Below are 20,122 nucleotides of genomic sequence, written 5' to 3' on the forward strand. Positions count from 1 at the left end.
GAGAAGGAACGGGCGGAAATGTCTGGGAAATTGGCGCCGTTTCGGGAAAGCGGTGCGGCAACTCCTTCTCCCCGCCTGCGGGGAGAAGGTCGCGGCAGCGGGATGAGGGGCCTTTTTCACTCGATGAGACCGCGCATCCCCGGCGATTGCTCCGTAAGATCCTACGCCAACAGCTTGCGCAGCCGCGCGGGCGCCTTGAGGCGCCAGGCCTCGGTCATCCGCTGCCGCAGTTCCGCATCGCCGATCGCGGCGGCGCGCAGAAGGAGGGCCGGCCAGCCATTGTAGTGGCCCGTTTCATAGTAGATTTCGGGCGCCATCTCGATCAGGCGCTCCTTCTCGTCCATCGGCGCCATCAAGACCAAGGTCTCGGCATCCTTGATGCGCAGGAAGAGTTTTCCCGCCACCTTGAGTGCGGGCGTGCCGTAGGATGTGCCCGTCTCGACGCCCGGCAGGCCTGTTGCGAGGCGCTTGAGCCGCGCCAGGAGCGCTTCGATCGTGTCTTCAGGCATGTGCCATCCTCCCCGGCCAGGATAGACCGGACCGGGGGGAACGGCGAGGGGAGGATCAGAGTGGCCGGGTGCAGGCCTCGGCCCGCAGGGCCGGGGTACGGAAGAGCCCGAAGGGCAGGTCGCCGAGCGCGCGCGAATCCATCGCCTCGATCTCGGGATGGGACAGCGGATCGCGCAGCCAGACGGGCGCTTCCGCAGCATCGGCCTCGGCACGCAGTGCTTCTGCGGCTCTGGAGAAAATCTTGAACATTGCCTTCTCCTTGTGGTTCGTTACCATGGATGATGGCTGATAATCGCGCTGAAAGGCCGTTCCCGCAATCGAGCAGTTCAGGATGAGGATATAGAAAAGCTATATGAGAAACCTCAATCGCGTGCATCTCAACGGCCTGCGGGCGCTGGAAGCGGTGGGTCGGCTCGGCTCGCTGCAGGCGGCGGCGGAAGAGCTCGGCGTAACGGTGGGCGCGGTGAGCCAACAGATCATCAAGGCGGAGGACCAGCTTGGCCGGGCGATCTTCGACCGCACCGCGCGCGGCCTGCAGCACACGGCCTTCGGCACGCCGTTCCTCGCGCGGCTTTCGGCAGGTTTCGGCCAGCTTTCCGAGGCGGTCGCCACCACCCAGCGCCGCGACGATGCGATCCTGACGATTTCGGTCGCGCCGATCTTCGCCTCGCGCTGGCTCATCCACCGCATCGACCGTTTCGCCGCCGCCCATCCCGATATCAGCCTGCGCATCGAGGCCTCGACGACACTGGTCGATCTGGCGCGCTCCGATGTCGACCTCTGCATCCGTGTCGGCCCGGGCACCTGGCCGGATGTGGCGGCGGAATTCCTGGTGCCGCAGGTCGTCTTCCCGGTCTGCGCGCCGGCGCTGGCGGAGGGGATCCGGACGCCACAGGACCTGTCGGAGCAACCGGCCGTGGTCGACGGCAACGACGCCTTCACCTGGGAGCGCTGGCTGGCGCTTGCCGGGTTCGCCGTGCCGCCGCCCAAGGCGCGGCATGTCTTTTCCGATGCCTCGCTCTGCCTCGATGCGGCGCTGGCGGGGCAGGGCGTGCTGCTGGCCTATCCGGTGCTGGCCTCCTGGGCACTGAAGGAGGGGCGGCTCGTCGCGCCGTTCCCCATCCGGGTGGAAACCGGCATGGGCTATTATTTCGTGACGGCGCCGGGCGTGCCGGAGCCGCGCAAGGTTTCGCTGTTCAAGCGCTGGCTGCGCGCGGCGCTCGCCGAGGACGAGGACGGCTTTGCCGGCGCGGTCATTCCGGCTCGGCGAGCCGCGTCGCTATCATCGCCTTGAAGGCCGGGCGCGCCTGGCAGGCCGCAAGCCAGGCCTTGACGTTCGGCGCCGCGTCGAAGAGCTGCTCCTGGCTCATCGCATAGCGGAAGACCTCCGCAAGGTTGAGGTCGGCGACGGTGAAGCGGTCTCCGACGACATGGCCGGTGGCGGCAAGATGGGCATCCAGCCGCCTGAAACAGGTCCTCAGCGCCCGCGCGGCGCCGCGGATGGCAAGACGGCCTTCCTCGCTCTCGGCGGACTTGCTGTTGTTCAGCATGATGATCTTCACGGCATGCGGCTCGACCTCGGTTGCCGCCCACATCGTCCACTGCAGCATGTCGGCCTCTTCGGTGATCGTCTGGCCGGAGAGCGGGCCGCCATGCTTGCGGGCGAGGTAGAGGTTGATCGCCAGCGATTCCATCATGACGAAGCCATTGTCGTCGATGCAGGGAATGAGGCCGGTCGGATTGACGGCGAGAAACGCCGGCGACTGGGTGTTGAGCGGGGCGTCGGCCGCCTGCGGGTCGTCGAGCCGGTAGGCCTGGATGACCGGCACGCTTTCGAAGGGAAGGCCGAGTTCGCCGGCAAGCCAGTAGTTGCGCGAGGCGCGCGAGCGGTAGACGCCGTAGATGGTGAGCATGGATCCTCCCTGGGATGCCCGGCTTGGTGCGGGCTTGCGTCAGAACAAAGAACCCGGACGATCTCTCGCGCTAGATGAAAGACGAAACGGCCCGGGCCGTGCCGCACCATAGGCGGCGGTTCGGGGAAGCGGTAGAGCGCCGGCCTGATCGATCCATGAATTGTCGTGATGGTGCCGGGCCTGCATTGTCGCATTGACCTTCCGCCGGCCTGGGGCTAAGGGCGAAGGGTCCGTGCGGATCGCGGATGGGGACGACCGATGACACGATGCATGACACGCTGGGCCGCTTGCCTGCGCATTCTCTGCGCGGTCGCCCTGCTGTTCGTCGGTTTCGCCCACCAGCCGGCCTCGGCCACCCAGCCGAGCGCGCTGGAGCTCACCCAGTACGTTCTTCCCGACGGCACCCTGCCGGACATCTGCCTCAACGACATGGTCGACGGCAAGGTCAAGCATGTGACGCCGGTGAAGTGCGAGGCCTGCCGCATCGGCAGTGCCATGCTGATACCGACGCCGGCCGATCTTGACGGCGCCGTGTTTGTCTTCCGCCGTGTCGCGGCGCTCCCCCTCGTCGAGGAGGCGTTGCGCCCGCGGCGCGAGCGTCCCGGCGCGCCGCCCCGCGCGCCTCCCTTCCTGTCCGCCTGATCGTTGCGCCCGCACGCCGGTTTACCGCCGTGTGCCGAAACTCCAGCCTGACAGGACCCTTGCATGTCCGTGATTTCCGATGCGCCGGCCGTTGCCGCCGCTGAACCCTCCGCGCTCGCGCAGCGCCTCTACCGCGCCATCTGGCGATGGCACTTCTTCGCCGGCCTTCTCGCCGTGCCCTTCATGATCAGCCTTGCCATCACCGGCGGGCTCTACCTCTTCAACGACGAGATCGACGCCAGCCTGTTCCGCTACCGCAATTATGTCGCGGTCGGCGGCACGGAGCTGCCGCCCTCGGCCATCGTGGAAAAGGCCGTCGCCGCCGTGCCCGGCGCGGCGCTCTCCTCCTACCGCACGCCGGCCGGCACGGACCGCTCGGCCCGCGTGACCGTCTCCACCGAGGCCGGCAAGGTGCTGGTCTTCGTCAATCCCTATGACGGCGCCGTTCTGGATACGGTCGGCGCCAAGGAGGAGTTCAACCAGGTCGTCGAGGACCTGCACAGCCTCGATTACTTCGGCACCTCCTGGGAGCGCATCATCGAGGTCGTCGCCGGGTTTGCCGTGGTGCTCGTCCTGACCGGGGTCTATCTCTGGTGGCCGCGCAACCAGACGGGCGGCGTGCTCAGCGTGCGCGGCACGCCGGCCCGGCGCGTCTTCTGGCGCGACCTGCATGCCGTCACCGGCATCTTCGCCGCCGTGCTCATCCTGTTCCTGGCCTTCAGCGGCCTGCTGTGGACCGGTTTCTGGGGCAGCAAGGTCAACGGTTATCTCACGGCGAACGGCATGGGCTATCCGGTCGAGCTGTGGGACCGGGTGCCGCATTCCATGCTGGTCACCACGGATGTGCTGCCGAAGACCGCCTGGCTCCTCGAAAACGCGCCGGTGCCGACTTCCACGCCGCCGGGCGAGGGGCAGGTGGCACTGCCCGCCATCGGCCTCGACAATGCCGTATCGATCGCCAATGCTGCCGGCATGCTGCCCGGCTACGACCTCTCGCCGCCCTCGGGCGAGACCGGTGTCTACACTGCGGCGATCTATCCGGCCGACCTGCAATACGAGCGTACGCTGCACATCGACCAGTATACCGGCGAACGCCTCGTCGATACCGCCTATGCCGACTATCCGGCGACCGGCAAGCTGATCGAATGGGGCATCAACGTGCACAAGGGGCAGGAGTGGGGGCTGTTCAACCAGCTTCTCATGCTCTCCACCTGCCTCGTCGTCATTGCGATGAGCCTGTCGGGTGTCGTCATGTGGTGGAAGCGCCGGCCGAAGGGCCGCATCGGCGTGCCGCCTGGCCCGCGCGAGGGGCGCATCTATGCCGGCCTGTGGGCCATCGCCGCCATCTTCGGCGTGCTCTTCCCGCTGACCGGCCTCACCATCCTCGCCATGATCCTCCTCGACCAGGTTGTCATCCGCTTCGTGCCGCCGCTGCGGCGCTTCTTTTCCTGAACCGAAAGCCAGAAAGGATTTTCTCCATGAAACGTATTCTTGCCTCCGTCGTCGCCCTGGCGCTCTCCGCCTCGGCCGTCTTCGCCCACGAGTTCACCCTCGGCAGCCTGGAGATCGGCCATCCCGCCTCCAAGGCGACGCTGCCAGGCCAGCCCGTCGGCGGCGGTTTCATGACCATCACCAACAAGGGCACCGAGGCCGACCGCCTCGTCTCCATCACCGCGCCCGACGTCTCCGACGACGTGCAGATCCACGAAATGGCCGTGGAGAACGACGTGATGAAGATGCGCCAGCTGCCCGACGGCATCGAGATCCCGGCCGGCGCCAAGGTCGAGCTGAAGTCCGGCGGCCTGCACGTCATGTTCATGCGCATCAAGCATCCCTTCAAGGAAGGCGAGACATTCAAGGCGACGCTGAATTTCAAGAAGGCCGGCAAGATCGACGTGGATTTCAAGATCGAGGCCGCCAAGCCGGGTGCCAAGCCGGCTGACGGCGCCGCCGCCAGCCATGAAGGCCATCAATAGTGGCTGCGGGTGAAGAGACGCGAGCGAGCGGGCGGCCGCTCGTCCTGCGGCTTGCCTATGCCTTCCCCGTTTTCGGGTGGATGCTGCGGGAAGCCGCCGAGGGCCCGGCGGTCGCCAAGACGCTGTTCGTCGTCAATTGCCTGCTGATCTGGATCCTCGCGATCGCGATCTTCGGCTACCCCGCGATCATCCTGCCGGCGCTCGCCATGGTGCCGGTGATCTTCACGGTGCTGATCCTGATCACCAAGGGGTGATGGTGGCCACCAGGGGATGAGAGCGGATGAGGGGGCGATGCGGCTGCCCCCTCATCCACCATGGCGCCTCTCCGTTCGGGCAGGAAGGAGAGACGCGTCGCGGAACGGGGTCAGCCCGTCCGGTTCCGTTCGATCGTCAGATGCGCGAAGGTCGAGCCCTCGCTTGCAAGGTCTCCGGTGGTGCGCTCGTTCCAGCGGTAGCCGGCAATGGCGCCGTTCGGGGTATCCTCGAAGATATTGCCGGAGATGAGGGCCGAGCCCGCTTCCTCCACGACCGTCACCGCGCAGCCGACCGGGCTCTGGCGCACCAGATTGCCGCTGACGACGAGGCCGCGCATATAGGGCCCCCAGCCGAGCATCAGCCCCCATTTCGGGGCATTCTCCACCGTGTTGCCGGAGACGACCGTATCGGCCTCCACGGCAATGCCGAAGCCGAAGCCGGCGCCGTCGTGGACATAGGGGCCTTCGAGCTTCAGGTTGCGCACCACGTTGCCGCTGACGGTGGCCAGCCGCCCGCCCTCGTCGAAATTGACGATGAGGATGCCGTTGGCGGCGCCGTCGACGAGGTTGCTGTTGACCAGTGCGCCCTCGAAGCCGAATTCGGAGTAGATCGCCGTCTCGCCGCTGTCGAGACAGGTGTTGCCCGCTATCTGCACGTTGGAGCCGGCATTGGCGCGGATGGCGGAAAAGGCGCAGCCGGAAATGTGGTTGTTGCTGATCATCACCGCGTCGGCGCGGAAGATGTTGATGCCGTTGCCATATTGGCCGGTGCCGCCATGGGTGGCGGAAATCCGGGCGATGCGATTGCCCGAGACGATCGTGCCGTCGCGGCCCTTCTCCCAGCGGTGGATGAGGATGCCGCCGTTGCCGCAGTCGAAGACGTGGTTGCCGGTGACCGAGAGGTCGCGGCTCTCGACGGCATAGAGCGCGTATTCGGCCGCGCCCGAAAGCCGGCTGCGCTCGACGCGCCCGCCGCAGCGCTGCAGGCTGACGGCGGTCTTGGAAGAGCCCTGGATCTCGCAGTTCTCGATGATCACATTGGCGACGTTGCTGAAATGCACGAGACCGTCCACCGTGTCGCCGAGCCAGCGGTTCGCCCCGTCGATGACGAGATTGGCAAGCTCGATCCGACCCGCGCCATCGGCCGCGAAGAGGTGGCCGTCGCCGCCATAGACGATGCGGGTGGCGCCCGGTACGCCGGTGAGGCGGGTGTTGTCGGGCAGCGTGATGTTGGAGACGGCATAGTCGCCCGGCGGCAGGAAGACCGGCGTGTTCTTCGCCGCCGCGTCCTTCAGCAGCTTGGCGAAGGCCTTGCTCTTGCGGTCGTCTGCCCCGGGACGGATGCCGTGCGCCGACGCATCGATGCTGCCCCTGAGGTCGACGTCGACGACCGGCAGCTGTGTGCGGGCGTGTGCCGGGGCGGCGATGCCTGCCGCGCCGAGACCGAGACCCGAGAGGAACAACCGTCTGCTAACCATGAAAGCTCCTTGCCGGCAAAGGAGCAGGAACCGTGCCAGGTGGTGTTGTGCCGAAACGGCACGGTAAGGATGCTGCGCGCCAGGGTTGCCGAAATGGGGCGGAAGGCCCCGGATTGGCAGCATTTCGCCGGTTTCCTTTAGGGTTGGATAACGACTCTAGGTGTACCGTCGGGCATTCCGAAAGGAGAGGCGGCCGGCAATGTCTTTCCTCGCGTTTGGGACTTGCAGGGATTCATGTCGACAAAACTGTCTCACCTTGGCAACGACGAGGCCGACCCGACGGTGCGGTTGATGTCCGCCAGCCAGCGTCTCATCAGCGAGGCGGCCCGGCTCTTCCCGCTCGCCTCCGCGCAGAGCGAGCGCACGATGTGGCTCGAGGCCATGATCGACGAGGTGCCCGACTACCTCTACTTCAAGGACAGGAACAGCCGCTTCGTCGTCGCCAACCGCGCGATCGTCATCGACAACCGGCGCGAGGGGCTGGAGAGCCTCGAAGGCCTCTCCGATTTCGATATCCATCCGGAACATGTCGCGCGCGGCTTCTTCGAGACCGAACAGGAGATCATCCGTTCCGGCCGGCCGATGCTCGACATGGAGGAGCTGATCCGCGATTCCACGGGCCGGCTCAAATGGCTGCTCACCTCGAAACTGCCCGTGCGCAACGGCGAGGGCGAGGTGATCGGCCTTGTCGGCGTCGCGCGGGACATCACCGAGCGCAAGCGCTCCGAGAGCCTGCATGTCGGCCAGGCGCATCTTCTGAAGATGATCGCGCTCGGCGCGCCGCTGACCGAGGTCTTCTCTTCGCTCATCCTCCTCATCGAGGCGCATGTGCCCGATGTCCTAGGCTCCGTCCTGATGCTAGCGCACGACGGCAAGCGCATGCTGAGCGGCGCCGCGCCCAATCTCGATCCCGGTTATTGCAAGCTGATCGACGGCCTGGAGATCGGCCCGAAGGTCGGCTCCTGCGGCACGGCCATGTGGCGGGGCGAACCCGTCATCGTCTCCGACATCCAGACCGACCCGCTCTGGGAGGATTTCAAGGCGCTCGTTGCGCCCTATGGCTTCCGCGCCTGCTGGTCCTCGCCGATCCGCTCCTACCAGGGCAAGGTGCTCGGCTCCTTCGCGCTCTATTCGCTCAGCAGCGGCGAGCCCACTGCCGAATGCATGAAGCTCGTCGGCATGGCGACGCACATTGCCGGCATCGCCATCGAGCGCAAGGAAGCGGAAGACAGCATCCAGTTCATGGCCCATCACGACACGCTGACGGGCCTGCCGAACCGCAGCATGCTCGACGAGCGCGTCGCCTCGGCCATCGAGGCGGCGGACGAGCGCGGTGGCTCGATGACGCTCGCCTTCCTCGATCTCGACAATTTCAAGCTGGTCAATGACAGCCTCGGCCACCATGCCGGCGACGCGCTGCTGAAGATCGTCGCCGCGCGCATGCAGCAGTGCGTGCGGGCGAGCGACAGCATCGTGCGTCTCGGCGGCGACGAGTTCGTCGTGCTGATCAACGGTGCTATGCGCAAGGGCGAGAGCGTGGAGGACCGGCTGCGCGCCGTGCGCGAGGCGGTCGCCGAGCCTGTTCTCATCGAGGGCCGTTCCTTCCAGATCACCTGCAGCATGGGCGTTGCCGCCTATCCGGAGCACGGACGCAACGCGACCGAGCTGATGGCCCGCGCGGATGCCGCCATGTACCGCGCCAAGGAGATCGGCCGCGATGCCATGCAGGTCTTCACCGCCGAGCTTGCCAACCGGGCGCACGAGAAGCTGGAGCGCCAGGAGGAACTGCGCCACGCACTCGCCCAGGGCGAGCTCTTCCTGCAATACCAGCCGCAGATGGATCTTGCGACCGGGCGCATCTTCGCCGTCGAGGCGCTGATCCGCTGGCGCCATCCCGAGCGCGGGCTGATCGGCCCAGGTGATTTCATTCCGCTGGCCGAGGAGACCGGGCTGATCGGCCCGATCGGCGACTGGACCCTGCGCGCCGCCTGCCGGCAGAACAAGGCGTGGCAGGAAAGCGGCCTGCCGCCCATCGTCGTCAGCGTCAACGTCTCGGCCCGCCAGTTCCAGGAGAAGGACTGGGTCGAGCGCGTTGCCGCAGCCCTCGCCGAAAGCGGGCTGGAGGCGCGCTATCTGGAGCTGGAGCTCACCGAAAGCCTGATCATGCAGGATGTCCAGCAGGCGGTAGAGACCATGCACCGTCTCGAAAAGCTCGGCGTGCACCTGGCCATCGACGATTTCGGCACCGGCTATTCCAGCCTTTCCTCGCTGAAGCGCTTTCCCGTCGGCCGCTTGAAGATCGACCGCTCCTTCGTGCAGGACCTTCCCGACGACGGTGACGATGCCGCCATCGCCCGCGCCGTCATCTCGCTCGCCCATACGCTGCAGCTGCGGGTGATCGCCGAAGGCGTCGAGACGCGCGAACAGGTGGACTTCCTGCGCGACGCCGGCTGTGACGAGATCCAGGGCTATTACCTTTCCCGCCCCATCGACGCCCGCGCCCTCCAGGCGATCCTCTGTATTCCCAGTCTCTAGGGCAACTCCAGCAAAAGTGCGCAGCGGTTTTGCGCCCGGAATAGCGTTAAAATAAGGAGCTGGAGCGCCTTCGCGATTCAAGGAAAGGCGGAAATGCTCTCGCCTTCAGCCGGCGGCCTTGTAGCGCTTCTGCGCGGTCTGCTCCGGCGCTGCGCCCGCGCGCAGGTTCGCACCGGTCTTGTGCAGGTACATGCGCTGGTCGGCGTCCTTGATGAGCGCGTCCTCGCTCATATATTCCTGCGTGCCGGTTTCCGACACGCCGATGCTGATCGAGAAATCCGGGTTTTCCAGAGAGAATTCGCTGGCGATGCGCTGGGCGATTTGCTGAGCGCCGGCATGGTCGCAATCGGGCAGGATCACGCAGAATTCGTCGCCGCCGACCCGGCAGGCGAAATCCGCCGAGCGCACCTGGTTGCTCATGCAGTGGCCGAGCGAGATGAGGATCTCGTCGCCCTTGGCATGGCCGTAGGTATCGTTTATGTGCTTGAACTTGTTGACGTCGATATAGATGAGGCTGAGCAGCGTGTGGCGGCGCTGGGCCATGCGCAGCTCGCTCTTCATGATCTTCATCATGCCGCGCTTGTTGTAGAGGCCGGTCAGCGAGTCCCGTTCGGCGTGGTTGCCGAGCGTCTTGGCCTTTTCTTCCAGCGCATAGGCATAGGCCTCGGTGCGCTTCTTGGCGCTTTCGACCTCGCTTACCAGCGTGTCGATATAGGTGTCGAAGACGAGCGTGATGTCGAAGAAGAACAACTTGTCGATCGCGACCATGATCGGGCGCAGGATCGCCGGATCGGCGAAATGCCGTTCGAGGGTGGAGAACAGGATGTGCTTGAGCGTGCGCACGCCGGACAGGAAGAGTTTCGGCTCGACGCCGATGCGCTTGTGCACCAGGCCGATGCGCAGGCGGCTGTTGACATATTCGCCGTCGTAGTAACCGGAGAACATCTCGATGATGTATTTGCGCTGGGCCGCGCGCAGCCGGCGCATCGTCTCGGAATCGCCGATGACGATGGAGATCTCGTCAAATTCCGTCTGGTGCCGGTAGAAGGCCTCGACGATGTCCTCGATCTCGCTTTCGATCAGTTTCTTCAGGCTGGCGATGAGGTCCAGCTCGTCCTGGCTGAGGTCGAGCAGCTGCATGCGATGAAAGATTTCGATCTCGTTGATGCGCATCTGCTCGAGAAGCGTCTTGTCTGTCATCATGGGGGCGGAATCCTCGCTGCCGGCGACTGGTGCACGAAGTATGAATTTTCTTGTTAAACAAAGTCTAAAAATGACGATTGTCAGGCTTTCGCAGGCGGGATTTCTTCGTTGGCCGAATGGGCCTTGACATTGTTATGTTGATATCAACAGTAAGGGGCATGTCCGACGATGTCCTGATTCCCTACGAGACGACCCTTTTCGTGCGCGACAATTGCCTGTGCCTGCATGCCCAGCGCGCGGCGCGGGCGCTGGCCCGGCGGTTCGACGACGCCCTGCGCCCCTATGGTCTTACCAACGGCCAGTTCTCGCTGCTGATGGCGCTGAACCGGCCGGAACCGCCGCCGATGGGCCCGGTCGCCGCCGTGCTAGCCATGGACCGCACGACGCTGACGGCCGCGCTGAAGCCGCTCGAGCGTCGCGGCCTCGTCGTCATCGAGGCCGATCCGCGCGACCGGCGCGGTCGGCTGCTGCGCCTGACGGGCGAGGGGCGCCGGCTGCTGACGAAGGCCTTCCCGGTCTGGAAGGAAACGCACGAGAAGATCGACCGCCAGCTTTCGGACGTCGACATGGCCGTGCTGCGCGCCGGCATGCTGGCGATCGCCTGAGCGGACGCACAGGGCGAGAGCCTCGGTTTGCGGCCCGCCGCGCGCGCCTGCCACTGGCGGCGCGCGCGAAACCCACTATCTTCTCCCCGATGAAGCCCGACCAGCTCCTCCATCCGGCGCCCGCCGGCCTCTATTGCCCTGCCGGCGATTTCTACATCGATCCCGTCCGCCCCGTGGCGAGGGCGCTGATCACGCACGGCCATTCCGACCATGCCCGCGCCGGCCATGGCGCAGTGCTGGCGACGTGCGAGACGCTCGACATCATGGAAATCCGTTACGGCGCGGATTTTTGCGGGACGAGGCAGGCGGCGGCCTTCGGCGAGCGCATCGACCTTTCCGGCGTCACCGTCTCCTTCCATCCCGCCGGGCATGTGCTCGGCTCGGCACAGATCGCCGTCGAACGGAACGGGCTGCGCATCGTCGCGTCGGGCGATTACAAACGCGGCGCTGACCCGACCTCGACCCCTTACGAGCCGGTACCTTGCGACGTCTTCATCACCGAGGCGACCTTCGGCCTGCCGGTCTTCCACCATCCCGAGCCGAAGGGCGAGATGGGCAAGCTGCTGTCCTCGCTGCGGCAGTTCCCAGAGCGCAGCCATCTCCTCGGCGCTTATTCGCTGGGCAAGGCGCAGCGCGTCATCCGCCTGCTGCGTGATTGTGGCTATGACGCACCGATCTACATCCACGGTTCGCTCGCCCGCCTTTGCGACTATTATGTCAGCTGCGGCATCGCGCTCGGCGATCTGCGTCCCGCCACGACGGAGGGCAGCAGCCCCGCCGATTTCCGCGGCGCCGTCGTCGTCGGCCCGCCTTCTGCCTTCGCCGACCGCTGGGCGCGGCGCTTCAACGAGCCGCTCGTCGCCTTCGCCTCCGGCTGGATGATGGTGCGCCAGCGGGCAAAACAGGGCGGCGTCGAGCTGCCGCTCGTCATCTCCGACCATTGCGACTGGCCTGAATTGACCGAGACGATCCGCGAGCTTGCGCCGCGTGAGGTCTGGGTGACACATGGCCGTGAGGAGGCACTGGTGCGCTGGTGCGAACTCGCTGGCGTCCCGGCCCGGCCGCTGCATCTCGTTGGCTATGAGGATGAGGGGGATTGAGGCTGAAACGCACCCGCTGCCATCGCGCGAAAGGTCATCCATGAGAGCCTTCGCCACACTCCTCGACCGCCTCGTTCTCACCCCGTCGCGGGGCGGCAAGCTCACGCTGCTTGCCGACTACTTCCGCGATACGCCCGATCCCGATCGCGGCTACGGCCTTGCCGCCCTTGCCGGCACGCTGGACCTGAAGAGCGTCAAGCCGGCGCTCCTGCGCGAACTCGTGCTGGAGCGGATGGACGAGGTGCTCTTCCGCTATTCCTACGACTATGTCGGCGACCTCGCGGAAACCATCGCGCTCGTCTGGGACCAGGAGCGCAAGGAGCGGGTGCCGGACGAAACACAGCCCCGGCTCGGTACGGTCGTCGCGCGCATGAACGGGCTCGGCCGCACGGAGGTACGCGGCGCCGTGCGCGATCTTCTCGATCGGCTCGATCCCTCCGCCCGCTTCGCCTTCCTGAAGCTGGCGACCGGCGGCCTGCGCATCGGCGTCTCCGCCCGCCTCGCCAAGCAGGCGCTCGCCGATTTCGCGGGCAAGGATGTCGCCGAGATCGAGACGCTGTGGCACGGGCTTGCGCCGCCCTATGAGCCGCTCTTCGCCTGGCTGGAGGGAAGGGCGGAGCGCCCGGTGCCCGCAACGCCCGCCATCTTCCATTCCGTCATGCTGGCCAATCCCGTGGGCGAGGGGGACCTCGACACGCTCGATCCCGCGGATTTTGCTGCCGAGTGGAAATGGGACGGCATTCGCGTGCAACTCTCCGCGGCCGGCAGCACGCGCCGCCTCTATTCCCGCTCCGGCGATGATATCTCCGCCGCCTTTCCCGATGTGCTCGACGCGATCAACTTCGAGGGCGTGGTGGATGGCGAGCTGCTGGTCGGCGGCACGGCCCGCACGAACAGCCCGACGCGCACCTTTTCCGACCTCCAGCAGCGCCTCAACCGGAAAACCGTCACCGCGCGCATGCTGGAAGACTATCCCGCCTTCGTGCGGGCCTATGACGTGCTCTTCGACGGCGACGGGGATGTGCGTCCCGAAGGCTTTTCCGCTCGCCGCGCCCGCCTCGGCGCGATCATCGAAAGGGCGCCGCACGACCGGTTCGACCTCTCGCCGCTGGTCCCGTTCACCTCGTGGGAGGAACTGGAGAAAATCCGCCGCGATCCGCCCGATCCGGTCATCGAGGGGGTGATGCTCAAGCGGCTCGACAGCGCCTATCAGGCCGGCCGCATGAAGGGTCCGTGGTTCAAGTGGAAGCGCGATCCCTTCAACATCGACGCCGTCATGATGTATGCCCAGCGCGGCCACGGCAAACGGTCGAGCTACTATTCCGATTTCACCTTCGGCGTCTGGACCGATGGTCCAGAAGGCCCCATGCTGGTTCCCGTTGGCAAGGCCTATTTCGGCTTCACCGATGCCGAACTCGACGTGCTCGACCGTTATGTGCGCAACAACACGACAGACCGCTTCGGCCCCGTGCGCGCCGTCCGGGCCGAGCCCGGCTACGGCTTCGTGCTGGAGGTCGCCTTCGAAGGCATCAACCGTTCCACCCGCCACAAATCCGGTGTCGCCATGCGCTTCCCCCGCATCGCCCGCCTGCGACAGGACAAGCTGCCCGCCGACGCCGACCGGCTGGAGACGCTGATGGCGATGGTGGAGGCGAAGGAGGCTTAAAGCCCCAGTGCCGAAAGATCCGGTCCGAGCGGCACGATGCCGCTCGGGTTCAGCGTCTTGATCGAATAATAGCCGTGCTTGATGTGGTCGATGCTGACCGTCTCGCGCACGCCGGGGAGGTCGAGCACGCGCTTCGTATAGGCCGAGAGCGCCGGATAGTCGGCAAGCTGCCGGCGGTTGCACTTGAAGAGGCCGAAATAGGCGGCGTCGAAGCGGACGAGGGTGACGAAGAGGCGGGTGTCGGCCTCGGTGAAGATCGTGCCGGTGAGGAACGGCCCGCCGGCGGCAAGGCGTGCCTCCAATTCGTCCAGCATCGAAAAGACGCCGTCGAAGGCCTCCTCGTAGGCGGCCTGCGTGGTGGCGAAGCCGGCGCGGTAGACGCCGTTGTTGAGCGCGGGATAGATGCGTTCGTTGAGCGTGTCGATCTCGCCGCGCAGGGCTTCGGGATAAAGGTCGACGCTTTCGTCCGCCAGCGCGCCGAAACCGCTGTTCAGCATGCGTATGATGTCGGCGGATTCGTTGTTGACGATCGTCTTCGATGCCTTGTCCCAGAGCACCGGCACGGTGGCGCGGCCGGTAAAGGTCGGCGCGGCGCGGGTGTAGAGCTCGTGCATGTAGGTCGCGCCGTTGAGGTCGTCGCGGTTCGCGCCGGGATAGTCGCCGAAGCGCCAGCCCTGGGCGGACAGCGCCGGCTCGACGATCGAGACGGAAATCACGTCGTCGAGCTTCTTCAGCGTGCGGGTGATCAGCGTGCGCGAGGCCCACGGGCAGATCAGCGCGATATAGAGCTGGTAGCGCCCGGCCTCGGCCGCAAAGCCGCCGTCGCCCGTCGGGCCGGCGCTGCCGTCGGGCGTCACCCAGTTGCGGAAGCTTGAAACCTGCCGCACGAAGCCGCCCTTGGCGTCCTTTGCCTGGACGGGTTGCCAGTCTTCCGTCCATTTGCCGTTGACAAGCATCGTGCCACCCTCGTTTCGGTTGAAGTTGCCATCCGGGATAGTCCGCGCGCGCGAAAACGGCAATTCGTCCGGTGATTGACACAGCGTTCACAAACCGGGCCCGCCGTGGCCGGGCGGCGACAGCGCGGCGAAAAGCGGGCGCGCAAGCCTGAGGTCAGCCGCAATTGCCACAATTGCGGCAGGGTTATGGACCTAATTTGCCGCTTGTTAGTTAGTGATTCAGCCTCTCGCCCCATTCTACGTTTCCGCACAACGGATTTGACGATCTCCATGACCGACACCGCGCTCTCCCGCCGCCGTTTTCTGCAGTTCTCCGGCCTTGCCATGGCGACGGGGCTTGCGGGCTGCACATCCTCGATGAACACCGACCGGTTCCGCGAGGAGACACGGCCCTATTTCCGCAATCCCGCGCTCGAAGGCCGGCCGGAATATATCGACGGCAGGCAGCCGACCAGCATCTACGGCCAGACGCCGCCATCGGGCCTGTTGCCCGAATCCTCCCGGTACGCCGCGATCTACGCCCCGGTCTCCGACGGGGGCTATCAGGTGCCGGCGGTGCCCTACCAGCAGATCGACGCGCGTTATTACCGCCAGGAGGTCGAGAGCCCGTTCGGCGAGCGGCCGGGCACGATCATCGTCGATACGGGAAACCGCTTCCTCTACCTCATCCAGCCGAACGGCCGCGCCATGCGCTACGGCGTCGGCATCGGCCGGCAGGGTTTTTCCTGGTCGGGCCGCGGCGTTATCCAGTGGAAGCAGGCCTGGCCGAAATGGACGCCGCCGGACGAGATGGTCGCGCGCCAGCCGGAACTCGTCAAATACTCCGCCGCCAATGGGGGTATGCCCGGCGGCCTCAACAACCCGCTCGGCGCGCGCGCCCTCTACATCTTCCAGAACGGCGAGGACACGCTCTATCGCCTGCACGGTTCGCCGGAATGGAAATCCATCGGCAAGGCCGTGTCCTCCGGCTGCGTGCGCATGCTCAACCAGGATGTGATGGATCTCTACGATCGCGTGAAGGGCAAGGCGCCGATCCTGGTGATCTGAGCGCAAACCGTTCCCCGCCAACCTCCTTCGTCATGGTCGGGCCTGACCCGACCATCCACACTCCGGTGCGGTGATGGATCTACGGGGCGAGCCCGAGGATGACGCTGGTGGGTAGGGCAAGCCCGCCCGAATGAACGGGCAGGAGAAAGCAGCCGCAGGACGGCTTTAAACCGCCGCCGGCGAGATCAGGTGCGCGCCGTCGATCTGCGGCAGGTCATCGGTGGAAACGGCCTTGCCGCCCTCCATGCGTACCTTGCCCTCGGCAACGAGCCGCAGCGCGAGCGGATAGCTGCGGTGCTCCACCGTCAGCACCCGTGCGGCGAGCGTGTCGGACGTGTCGCCCGGCAGCACCGGCACGGCGGCCTGCACGACGACCGGGCCTTCATCCATGCCTTCGGTCACGAAATGCACCGTGCAGCCGGCGACGCGCATGCCGGCGTCGATGGCGCGCTGGTGCGTGTGGAGGCCGGGGAAGAGCGGCAGCAGCGACGGGTGGATGTTGAGGATGCGGCCTTCATACCGGTTGACGAAGGCGCCGGAGATGAGGCGCATGTAGCCGGCAAGGCAGATGAGATCGGGCGAGAGCGTCTCGAGCGCTTCCAGAATGGCGGCCTCGTGCGCGTCCTTGCTGGCATAGTCCTTGCGCAGGAAGGTGCGGGTCGCGATGCCCAGCGCCTCGGCCTTGGCTAGGCCGCCGGCCTCCGCCTTGTCGGAGAAGACGGCGACGATCTCGGCCGGGAAATCCGGGGCCTCCGCGGCCTTCGCCAGAGCCAGCATGTTGGAGCCGCCGCCCGAAATGAAGGCGACGACGCGCTTGCGGGATCCGCTCATAGGGCGAGCGTGCCCTTGTAGATCGTGCCGGCGGCGCCCTCGTCGCGCGCGACCATGCGGCCGAGACGGAAGGCGGTTTCACCCTCGCGGGCGAGGACAGCGACAACCGCGTCGGCCTTGTCGGCGGGTACAACGGCGATCATGCCGACGCCGCAGTTGAAGGTGCGCAGCATTTCCGTGGCCGCCACGCCGCCGGTTTTCGCCAGCCACGAGAACACGGCCGGCGCCTTGACGGCGGCAAGGTCGATCTCGGCGGCAAGGTGCTTCGGCAGCACGCGCGGAATGTTCTCCGGAAAACCGCCGCCGGTGATATGCGCCAGCGCCTTGATGGATCCGGTCTCGCGGATCGCTTTCAGGAGCGGCTTCACATAGATCTTCGTCGGCGTCAGCAGCGCCTCGCCGAGGCTCTTTGCGGTGTCGAACGGGGCGGGCGCATCCCAGGCGAGGCCCGAGAGCGTCACGATCTTGCGCACCAGCGAATAGCCGTTGGAATGCACGCCCGAGGAGGCGAGGCCGAGGATGACGTCGCCTTCGGCGATGTCGCCCGAGGGCAGCAGCTCGCCACGCTCGGCCGCGCCGACGGCAAAGCCCGCGAGGTCATAGTCGCCATGCGAATACATGCCCGGCATTTCCGCCGTCTCGCCGCCGATGAGCGCGCAGCCGGCCTGCCGGCAGCCTTCGGCGATGCCTTCGACGATTGCGGCGCCCTGGTCGGGGTCGAGCTTGCCGGTGGCGAAATAGTCGAGGAAGAAGAGGGGTTCGGCGCCCTGGACGACAAGATCGTTGACGCACATGGCAACGAGGTCGATGCCGACCGTGTCGTGCCTGTCGGCGTCGATGGCGATCTTCAGCTTGGTGCCGACGCCGTCATTGGCGGCAACGAGGACCGGATCCTTGAACCCGGCGGCCTTGAGGTCGAACAGGCCGCCGAATCCGCCGATCTCGCCATCCGCGCCCGGGCGGCGCGTCGAGCGCACGGCCGGCTTGATCTTCTCGACCATCAGGTTGCCCGCGTCGATGTCGACGCCCGCGTCGCTATAGGTCAGACCGTTCTTTTCCGACTGGCTCATGCTCACGTCTCCGGCTTGAGGCCCGCTTGAGGCTTGTCGCGCCCGATTGGCATGACGGGGGATGAAGTGCAAGCAGAATGCCGGGAATGCAGGGATTTTTTCACCGGTTTGCGGGGATGGCGGCGCTGCTTGCCCCTCACCCTAGCCCTCTCCCCGCAGGCGGGGAGAGGGGACCTGCCCCGCATGATGTGGAAATAGGGGAAAACGGCGCGGCACATTTCCTTCGCCCCGCTTGCGGGGAGAAGGTGGCCGGCAGGCCGGATGAGGGGAAAATTGAGGACAAACGCCATTCCCCCATCACCCCACCGAGCCTTGACCTTTCTCATGCCCGCATCCTATCTCCTCATGCATTGCGGCAAAACACGAGGAAGAAACGCGATGGCAGCCCATATCAGCGGTGCGGGACTGAAGCGGCAGGTGGTCTTCTGGCTCATCGCGCTCGCCTTCTTCCTCCTCTTCCTCCTCGTGTTCAGCGATATCCTGCTGCCCTTCATCGCCGGCATGGCGCTCGCCTATTTCCTCGATCCGGTCGCCGACCGGCTGGAGCGCTGGGGCCTCAGCCGGCTGATGGCGACGGTGGTCATCCTCGTCGCCTTCGTCATCCTCTTCGCGCTGTCGCTGATGATCGTCATCCCGCTGCTGGCCACGCAGGCGGCGGATTTCCTGGAGAAGCTGCCGGGCTACGTCACGCAGTTGCAGGAGCTGGTGGCGAGCTTCAATCCCGACCTGCTGCCCACCTGGATCAGCAGCCAGATGGGCACGATCAAGCAGAGCTTTTCCTCCATCCTCGCCGAAGGCGCGGGTTTCCTCGGCACGGTGTTCAAGCAGGTCTGGAACTCCGGCATGGCGCTGGTCAACATCGTCTCGCTTCTGGTCATCACGCCCGTCGTTGCCTTCTATCTCCTGCTCGACTGGGACCGCATGATCGCCAAGGTGGACAGCTGGGTACCGCGCGACCACGTCGCCAACGTGCGCCAGATCGCGACCGAAATGGACGCGGCGATTGCCGGCTTCGTGCGCGGGCAGGGTTCTATCTGCATCATCCTCGGCCTGTTCTACGGCATCGGGCTGTCCTTTGCCGGCCTCAATTTCGGCCTGCTGATCGGCCTCTTCGCCGGCCTCATCAGCTTCATTCCCTATGTCGGCTCGCTGGTCGGTCTGGTGTTGGCGGTGGGGGTCGCCGTCGTGCAGTTCTGGCCGGACTACTGGATGGTGGTGCTCATCGCCGTCATCTTCTTCGCCGGCCAGTTCATCGAGGGCAACATCCTGCAGCCCAAGCTCGTCGGTTCACGCGTCGGCCTGCATCCGGTCTGGCTGATGTTCGCGCTGGTCGCCTTCGGCGCGCTCTTCGGCTTCGTCGGCCTGATGATCGCGGTGCCGGCAGCTGCGGCCGTCGGCGTGCTTGTCCGCTTCGGCCTGCAGCGTTACCTTGACAGCGACCTTTACTACGGCGCGAGCAAACCCGTCTTGCTCGAAGAGAGCACGCCCGAGGGTTGACCGATGGCGCGGCTGCCCCAAGGGGAGCAGTCTTGCCCGGACTTGCGCCAGAACGAAGAGTTAGTACCGAGTAGCACCATGACATCGCGCAAGACCGCCGAACAATTGCCGCTGGCCTTCGGGCACGACCCCGCGACGGGGCGCGACGACCTTTTGCTCGCCGAGCCGGTCAATGCCGCCGTGGCGATGATCGACGCCTGGCCGCACTGGCCGTCGCCGGTCGTCGTCATCGCCGGTCCCGTCGGCTCGGGAAAATCGCATCTCGCGGCCATCTGGCGCGAGAAGGCGGGGGCCGAGATCATCGAGGCGAAGGCGGGCAGGGGCGCCGAGGCGGCGGCCGAGCGCGGGCCGGTGCTGATCGAGGACGCCGACCGGGCCGGTTTCGACGACCGCACGCTCTTCCACATCATCAACAATGTGCGCCAGAACGGCCATACGCTGATGATCACCAGCCGGCTCTGGCCGATGTCCTGGCCGGTCGAGCTGGCGGACCTGCGCTCGCGCCTGAAGGCCGCCACGGTGGTGGAGATCGGCGAGCCGGACGACGAACTGCTCTCGCAGGTCATCATAAAGCTCTTCGCTGACCGTCAGCTCTTCGTCGATGAAAGGCTTGTGGCCTATATCGTCGCCCGCATGGAACGCTCGCTGGAGGCCGCCCAGACGCTCGTCGAGCGCCTCGACCGGCTGGCGCTTGCCCGCGGCAGCCGGATCACCCGCGCGCTGGCGCAGGAGGTGCTCGGCGACATGACCGGGGGCGAGGATTTCGCCGGCTAAACCGGCCTGCCGGATTGACTGTCACAGTTCCGTCGTCAAACTACGCTAAGCGGTTCGGGGAAAAG

20 protein-coding genes are annotated in these 20,122 nt (G+C 66.0%); 12 read left to right on the forward strand and 8 right to left on the reverse strand.

Annotation, left to right across the window (positions count from 1 at the left end; genetic code table 11):
* Nucleotides 1-161 precede the first annotated feature (161 nt).
* Nucleotides 162-509, reverse strand: coding sequence for an MmcQ/YjbR family DNA-binding protein (locus EXZ48_RS05415; protein WP_130514697.1), 348 nt, complete (start codon nt 507-509; stop codon nt 162-164).
* A gap of 55 nt (nt 510-564) precedes the next feature.
* On the reverse strand, nt 565-759 hold the full coding sequence (locus tag EXZ48_RS05420; RefSeq protein WP_023515003.1) for a hypothetical protein: 195 nt from the start codon (nt 757-759) through the stop codon (nt 565-567).
* Between the two features lie 103 nt (nt 760-862).
* Between EXZ48_RS05420 and EXZ48_RS05425 the strand changes: the two genes are divergently transcribed.
* Nucleotides 863-1,804 carry a LysR substrate-binding domain-containing protein gene (locus tag EXZ48_RS05425; RefSeq protein WP_130514699.1) on the forward strand — a complete coding sequence of 314 codons (942 nt, stop codon included), beginning with the start codon at nt 863-865 and terminating at the stop codon, nt 1,802-1,804.
* On the opposite strand, the gene EXZ48_RS05430 is transcribed toward EXZ48_RS05425, so the two are convergent.
* The gene (locus EXZ48_RS05430) at nt 1,764-2,423 is read right to left on the reverse strand and encodes a glutathione S-transferase family protein (protein WP_130514701.1); all 660 of its coding nucleotides are present in this window, start codon (nt 2,421-2,423) and stop codon (nt 1,764-1,766) included. The two genes, EXZ48_RS05425 and EXZ48_RS05430, sit on opposite strands and share 41 nt — an antisense overlap.
* Nucleotides 2,424-2,693: 270 nt before the next feature.
* Between EXZ48_RS05430 and EXZ48_RS34765 the strand changes: the two genes are divergently transcribed.
* From EXZ48_RS34765 to EXZ48_RS05450, 4 genes are all read left to right on the forward strand, one after another.
* Entirely contained in the window at nt 2,694-3,065 is a 372-nt protein-coding gene (locus tag EXZ48_RS34765) for a hypothetical protein (RefSeq protein ID WP_165909284.1), read from the forward strand.
* Nucleotides 3,066-3,137: 72 nt separating this feature from the next.
* The gene (locus EXZ48_RS05440; protein ID WP_371687644.1) at nt 3,138-4,517 is read left to right on the forward strand and encodes a PepSY-associated TM helix domain-containing protein; all 1,380 of its coding nucleotides are present in this window, start codon (nt 3,138-3,140) and stop codon (nt 4,515-4,517) included.
* 26 nt (nt 4,518-4,543) lie between these two features.
* The gene (locus tag EXZ48_RS05445) at nt 4,544-5,041 is read left to right on the forward strand and encodes a copper chaperone PCu(A)C (RefSeq protein ID WP_130514705.1); all 498 of its coding nucleotides are present in this window, start codon (nt 4,544-4,546) and stop codon (nt 5,039-5,041) included.
* Nucleotides 5,041-5,295 (forward strand): hypothetical protein, encoded by a 255-nt coding sequence (locus tag EXZ48_RS05450; RefSeq protein ID WP_050743502.1) that lies wholly within the window; start codon nt 5,041-5,043, stop codon nt 5,293-5,295. The genes EXZ48_RS05445 and EXZ48_RS05450 overlap by 1 nt, the downstream gene beginning before the upstream one ends.
* A gap of 110 nt (nt 5,296-5,405) precedes the next feature.
* On the opposite strand, the gene EXZ48_RS05455 is transcribed toward EXZ48_RS05450, so the two are convergent.
* A complete protein-coding gene (locus EXZ48_RS05455) occupies nt 5,406-6,773 on the reverse strand; it encodes a TIGR03808 family TAT-translocated repetitive protein (protein WP_130514707.1) in 1,368 nt (455 codons plus the stop codon).
* Nucleotides 6,774-7,007: 234 nt separating this feature from the next.
* On the opposite strand from EXZ48_RS05455, the gene EXZ48_RS05460 reads away from it, so the two are divergent.
* Nucleotides 7,008-9,308 carry an EAL domain-containing protein gene (locus tag EXZ48_RS05460; protein WP_130514709.1) on the forward strand — a complete coding sequence of 767 codons (2,301 nt, stop codon included), beginning with the start codon at nt 7,008-7,010 and terminating at the stop codon, nt 9,306-9,308.
* A 105-nt stretch (nt 9,309-9,413) separates the two neighbouring features.
* Here EXZ48_RS05460 and EXZ48_RS05465 read toward each other — a convergent pair whose 3' ends face one another.
* Nucleotides 9,414-10,511, reverse strand: a complete 1,098-nt coding sequence (locus EXZ48_RS05465) for a GGDEF domain-containing protein (RefSeq protein WP_050743504.1) — start codon at nt 10,509-10,511, stop codon at nt 9,414-9,416.
* A 158-nt stretch (nt 10,512-10,669) separates the two neighbouring features.
* Between EXZ48_RS05465 and EXZ48_RS05470 the strand changes: the two genes are divergently transcribed.
* The 3 genes from EXZ48_RS05470 (at nt 10,670) to EXZ48_RS05480 (ending at nt 13,882) form a co-directional block, all read left to right on the forward strand.
* Nucleotides 10,670-11,116, forward strand: a complete 447-nt coding sequence (locus EXZ48_RS05470; RefSeq protein WP_024271212.1) for a MarR family winged helix-turn-helix transcriptional regulator — start codon at nt 10,670-10,672, stop codon at nt 11,114-11,116.
* A gap of 89 nt (nt 11,117-11,205) precedes the next feature.
* The gene (locus EXZ48_RS05475; protein ID WP_130514711.1) at nt 11,206-12,216 is read left to right on the forward strand and encodes a ligase-associated DNA damage response exonuclease; all 1,011 of its coding nucleotides are present in this window, start codon (nt 11,206-11,208) and stop codon (nt 12,214-12,216) included.
* 40 nt (nt 12,217-12,256) lie between these two features.
* Nucleotides 12,257-13,882, forward strand: coding sequence for a cisplatin damage response ATP-dependent DNA ligase (locus EXZ48_RS05480; protein ID WP_130514712.1), 1,626 nt, complete (start codon nt 12,257-12,259; stop codon nt 13,880-13,882).
* Here the strand turns inward: EXZ48_RS05480 and EXZ48_RS05485 are convergent.
* Complete coding sequence (locus EXZ48_RS05485; RefSeq protein ID WP_130514714.1) at nt 13,879-14,838, reverse strand: glutathione S-transferase family protein; 960 nt, start codon at nt 14,836-14,838, stop codon at nt 13,879-13,881. The two genes, EXZ48_RS05480 and EXZ48_RS05485, sit on opposite strands and share 4 nt — an antisense overlap.
* Before the next feature lie 270 nt (nt 14,839-15,108).
* Between EXZ48_RS05485 and EXZ48_RS05490 the strand changes: the two genes are divergently transcribed.
* The gene (locus tag EXZ48_RS05490) at nt 15,109-15,885 is read left to right on the forward strand and encodes a L,D-transpeptidase (RefSeq protein ID WP_023515072.1); all 777 of its coding nucleotides are present in this window, start codon (nt 15,109-15,111) and stop codon (nt 15,883-15,885) included.
* 165 nt (nt 15,886-16,050) lie between these two features.
* Here EXZ48_RS05490 and purN read toward each other — a convergent pair whose 3' ends face one another.
* Together purN and purM are read right to left on the reverse strand one after the other, a co-directional pair.
* On the reverse strand, nt 16,051-16,716 hold the full coding sequence (gene purN, locus EXZ48_RS05495) for a phosphoribosylglycinamide formyltransferase (protein WP_130514716.1): 666 nt from the start codon (nt 16,714-16,716) through the stop codon (nt 16,051-16,053).
* A complete protein-coding gene (gene purM / locus EXZ48_RS05500; RefSeq protein WP_130514718.1) occupies nt 16,713-17,786 on the reverse strand; it encodes a phosphoribosylformylglycinamidine cyclo-ligase in 1,074 nt (357 codons plus the stop codon). The genes purN and purM overlap by 4 nt, the downstream gene beginning before the upstream one ends.
* Nucleotides 17,787-18,164: 378 nt before the next feature.
* Between purM and EXZ48_RS05505 the strand changes: the two genes are divergently transcribed.
* Nucleotides 18,165-19,283: an AI-2E family transporter gene (locus tag EXZ48_RS05505; RefSeq protein WP_023515515.1), complete on the forward strand. Its 1,119-nt coding sequence runs from the start codon at nt 18,165-18,167 to the stop codon at nt 19,281-19,283.
* 78 nt (nt 19,284-19,361) lie between these two features.
* Entirely contained in the window at nt 19,362-20,057 is a 696-nt protein-coding gene (gene hdaA, locus EXZ48_RS05510) for a DnaA regulatory inactivator HdaA (RefSeq protein WP_130514720.1), read from the forward strand.
* Nucleotides 20,058-20,122: the final 65 nt, after the last annotated feature.

The sequence above is a fragment of the Shinella sp. JR1-6 genome (assembly GCF_004284735.1).
Classification (GTDB): domain Bacteria; phylum Pseudomonadota; class Alphaproteobacteria; order Rhizobiales; family Rhizobiaceae; genus Shinella.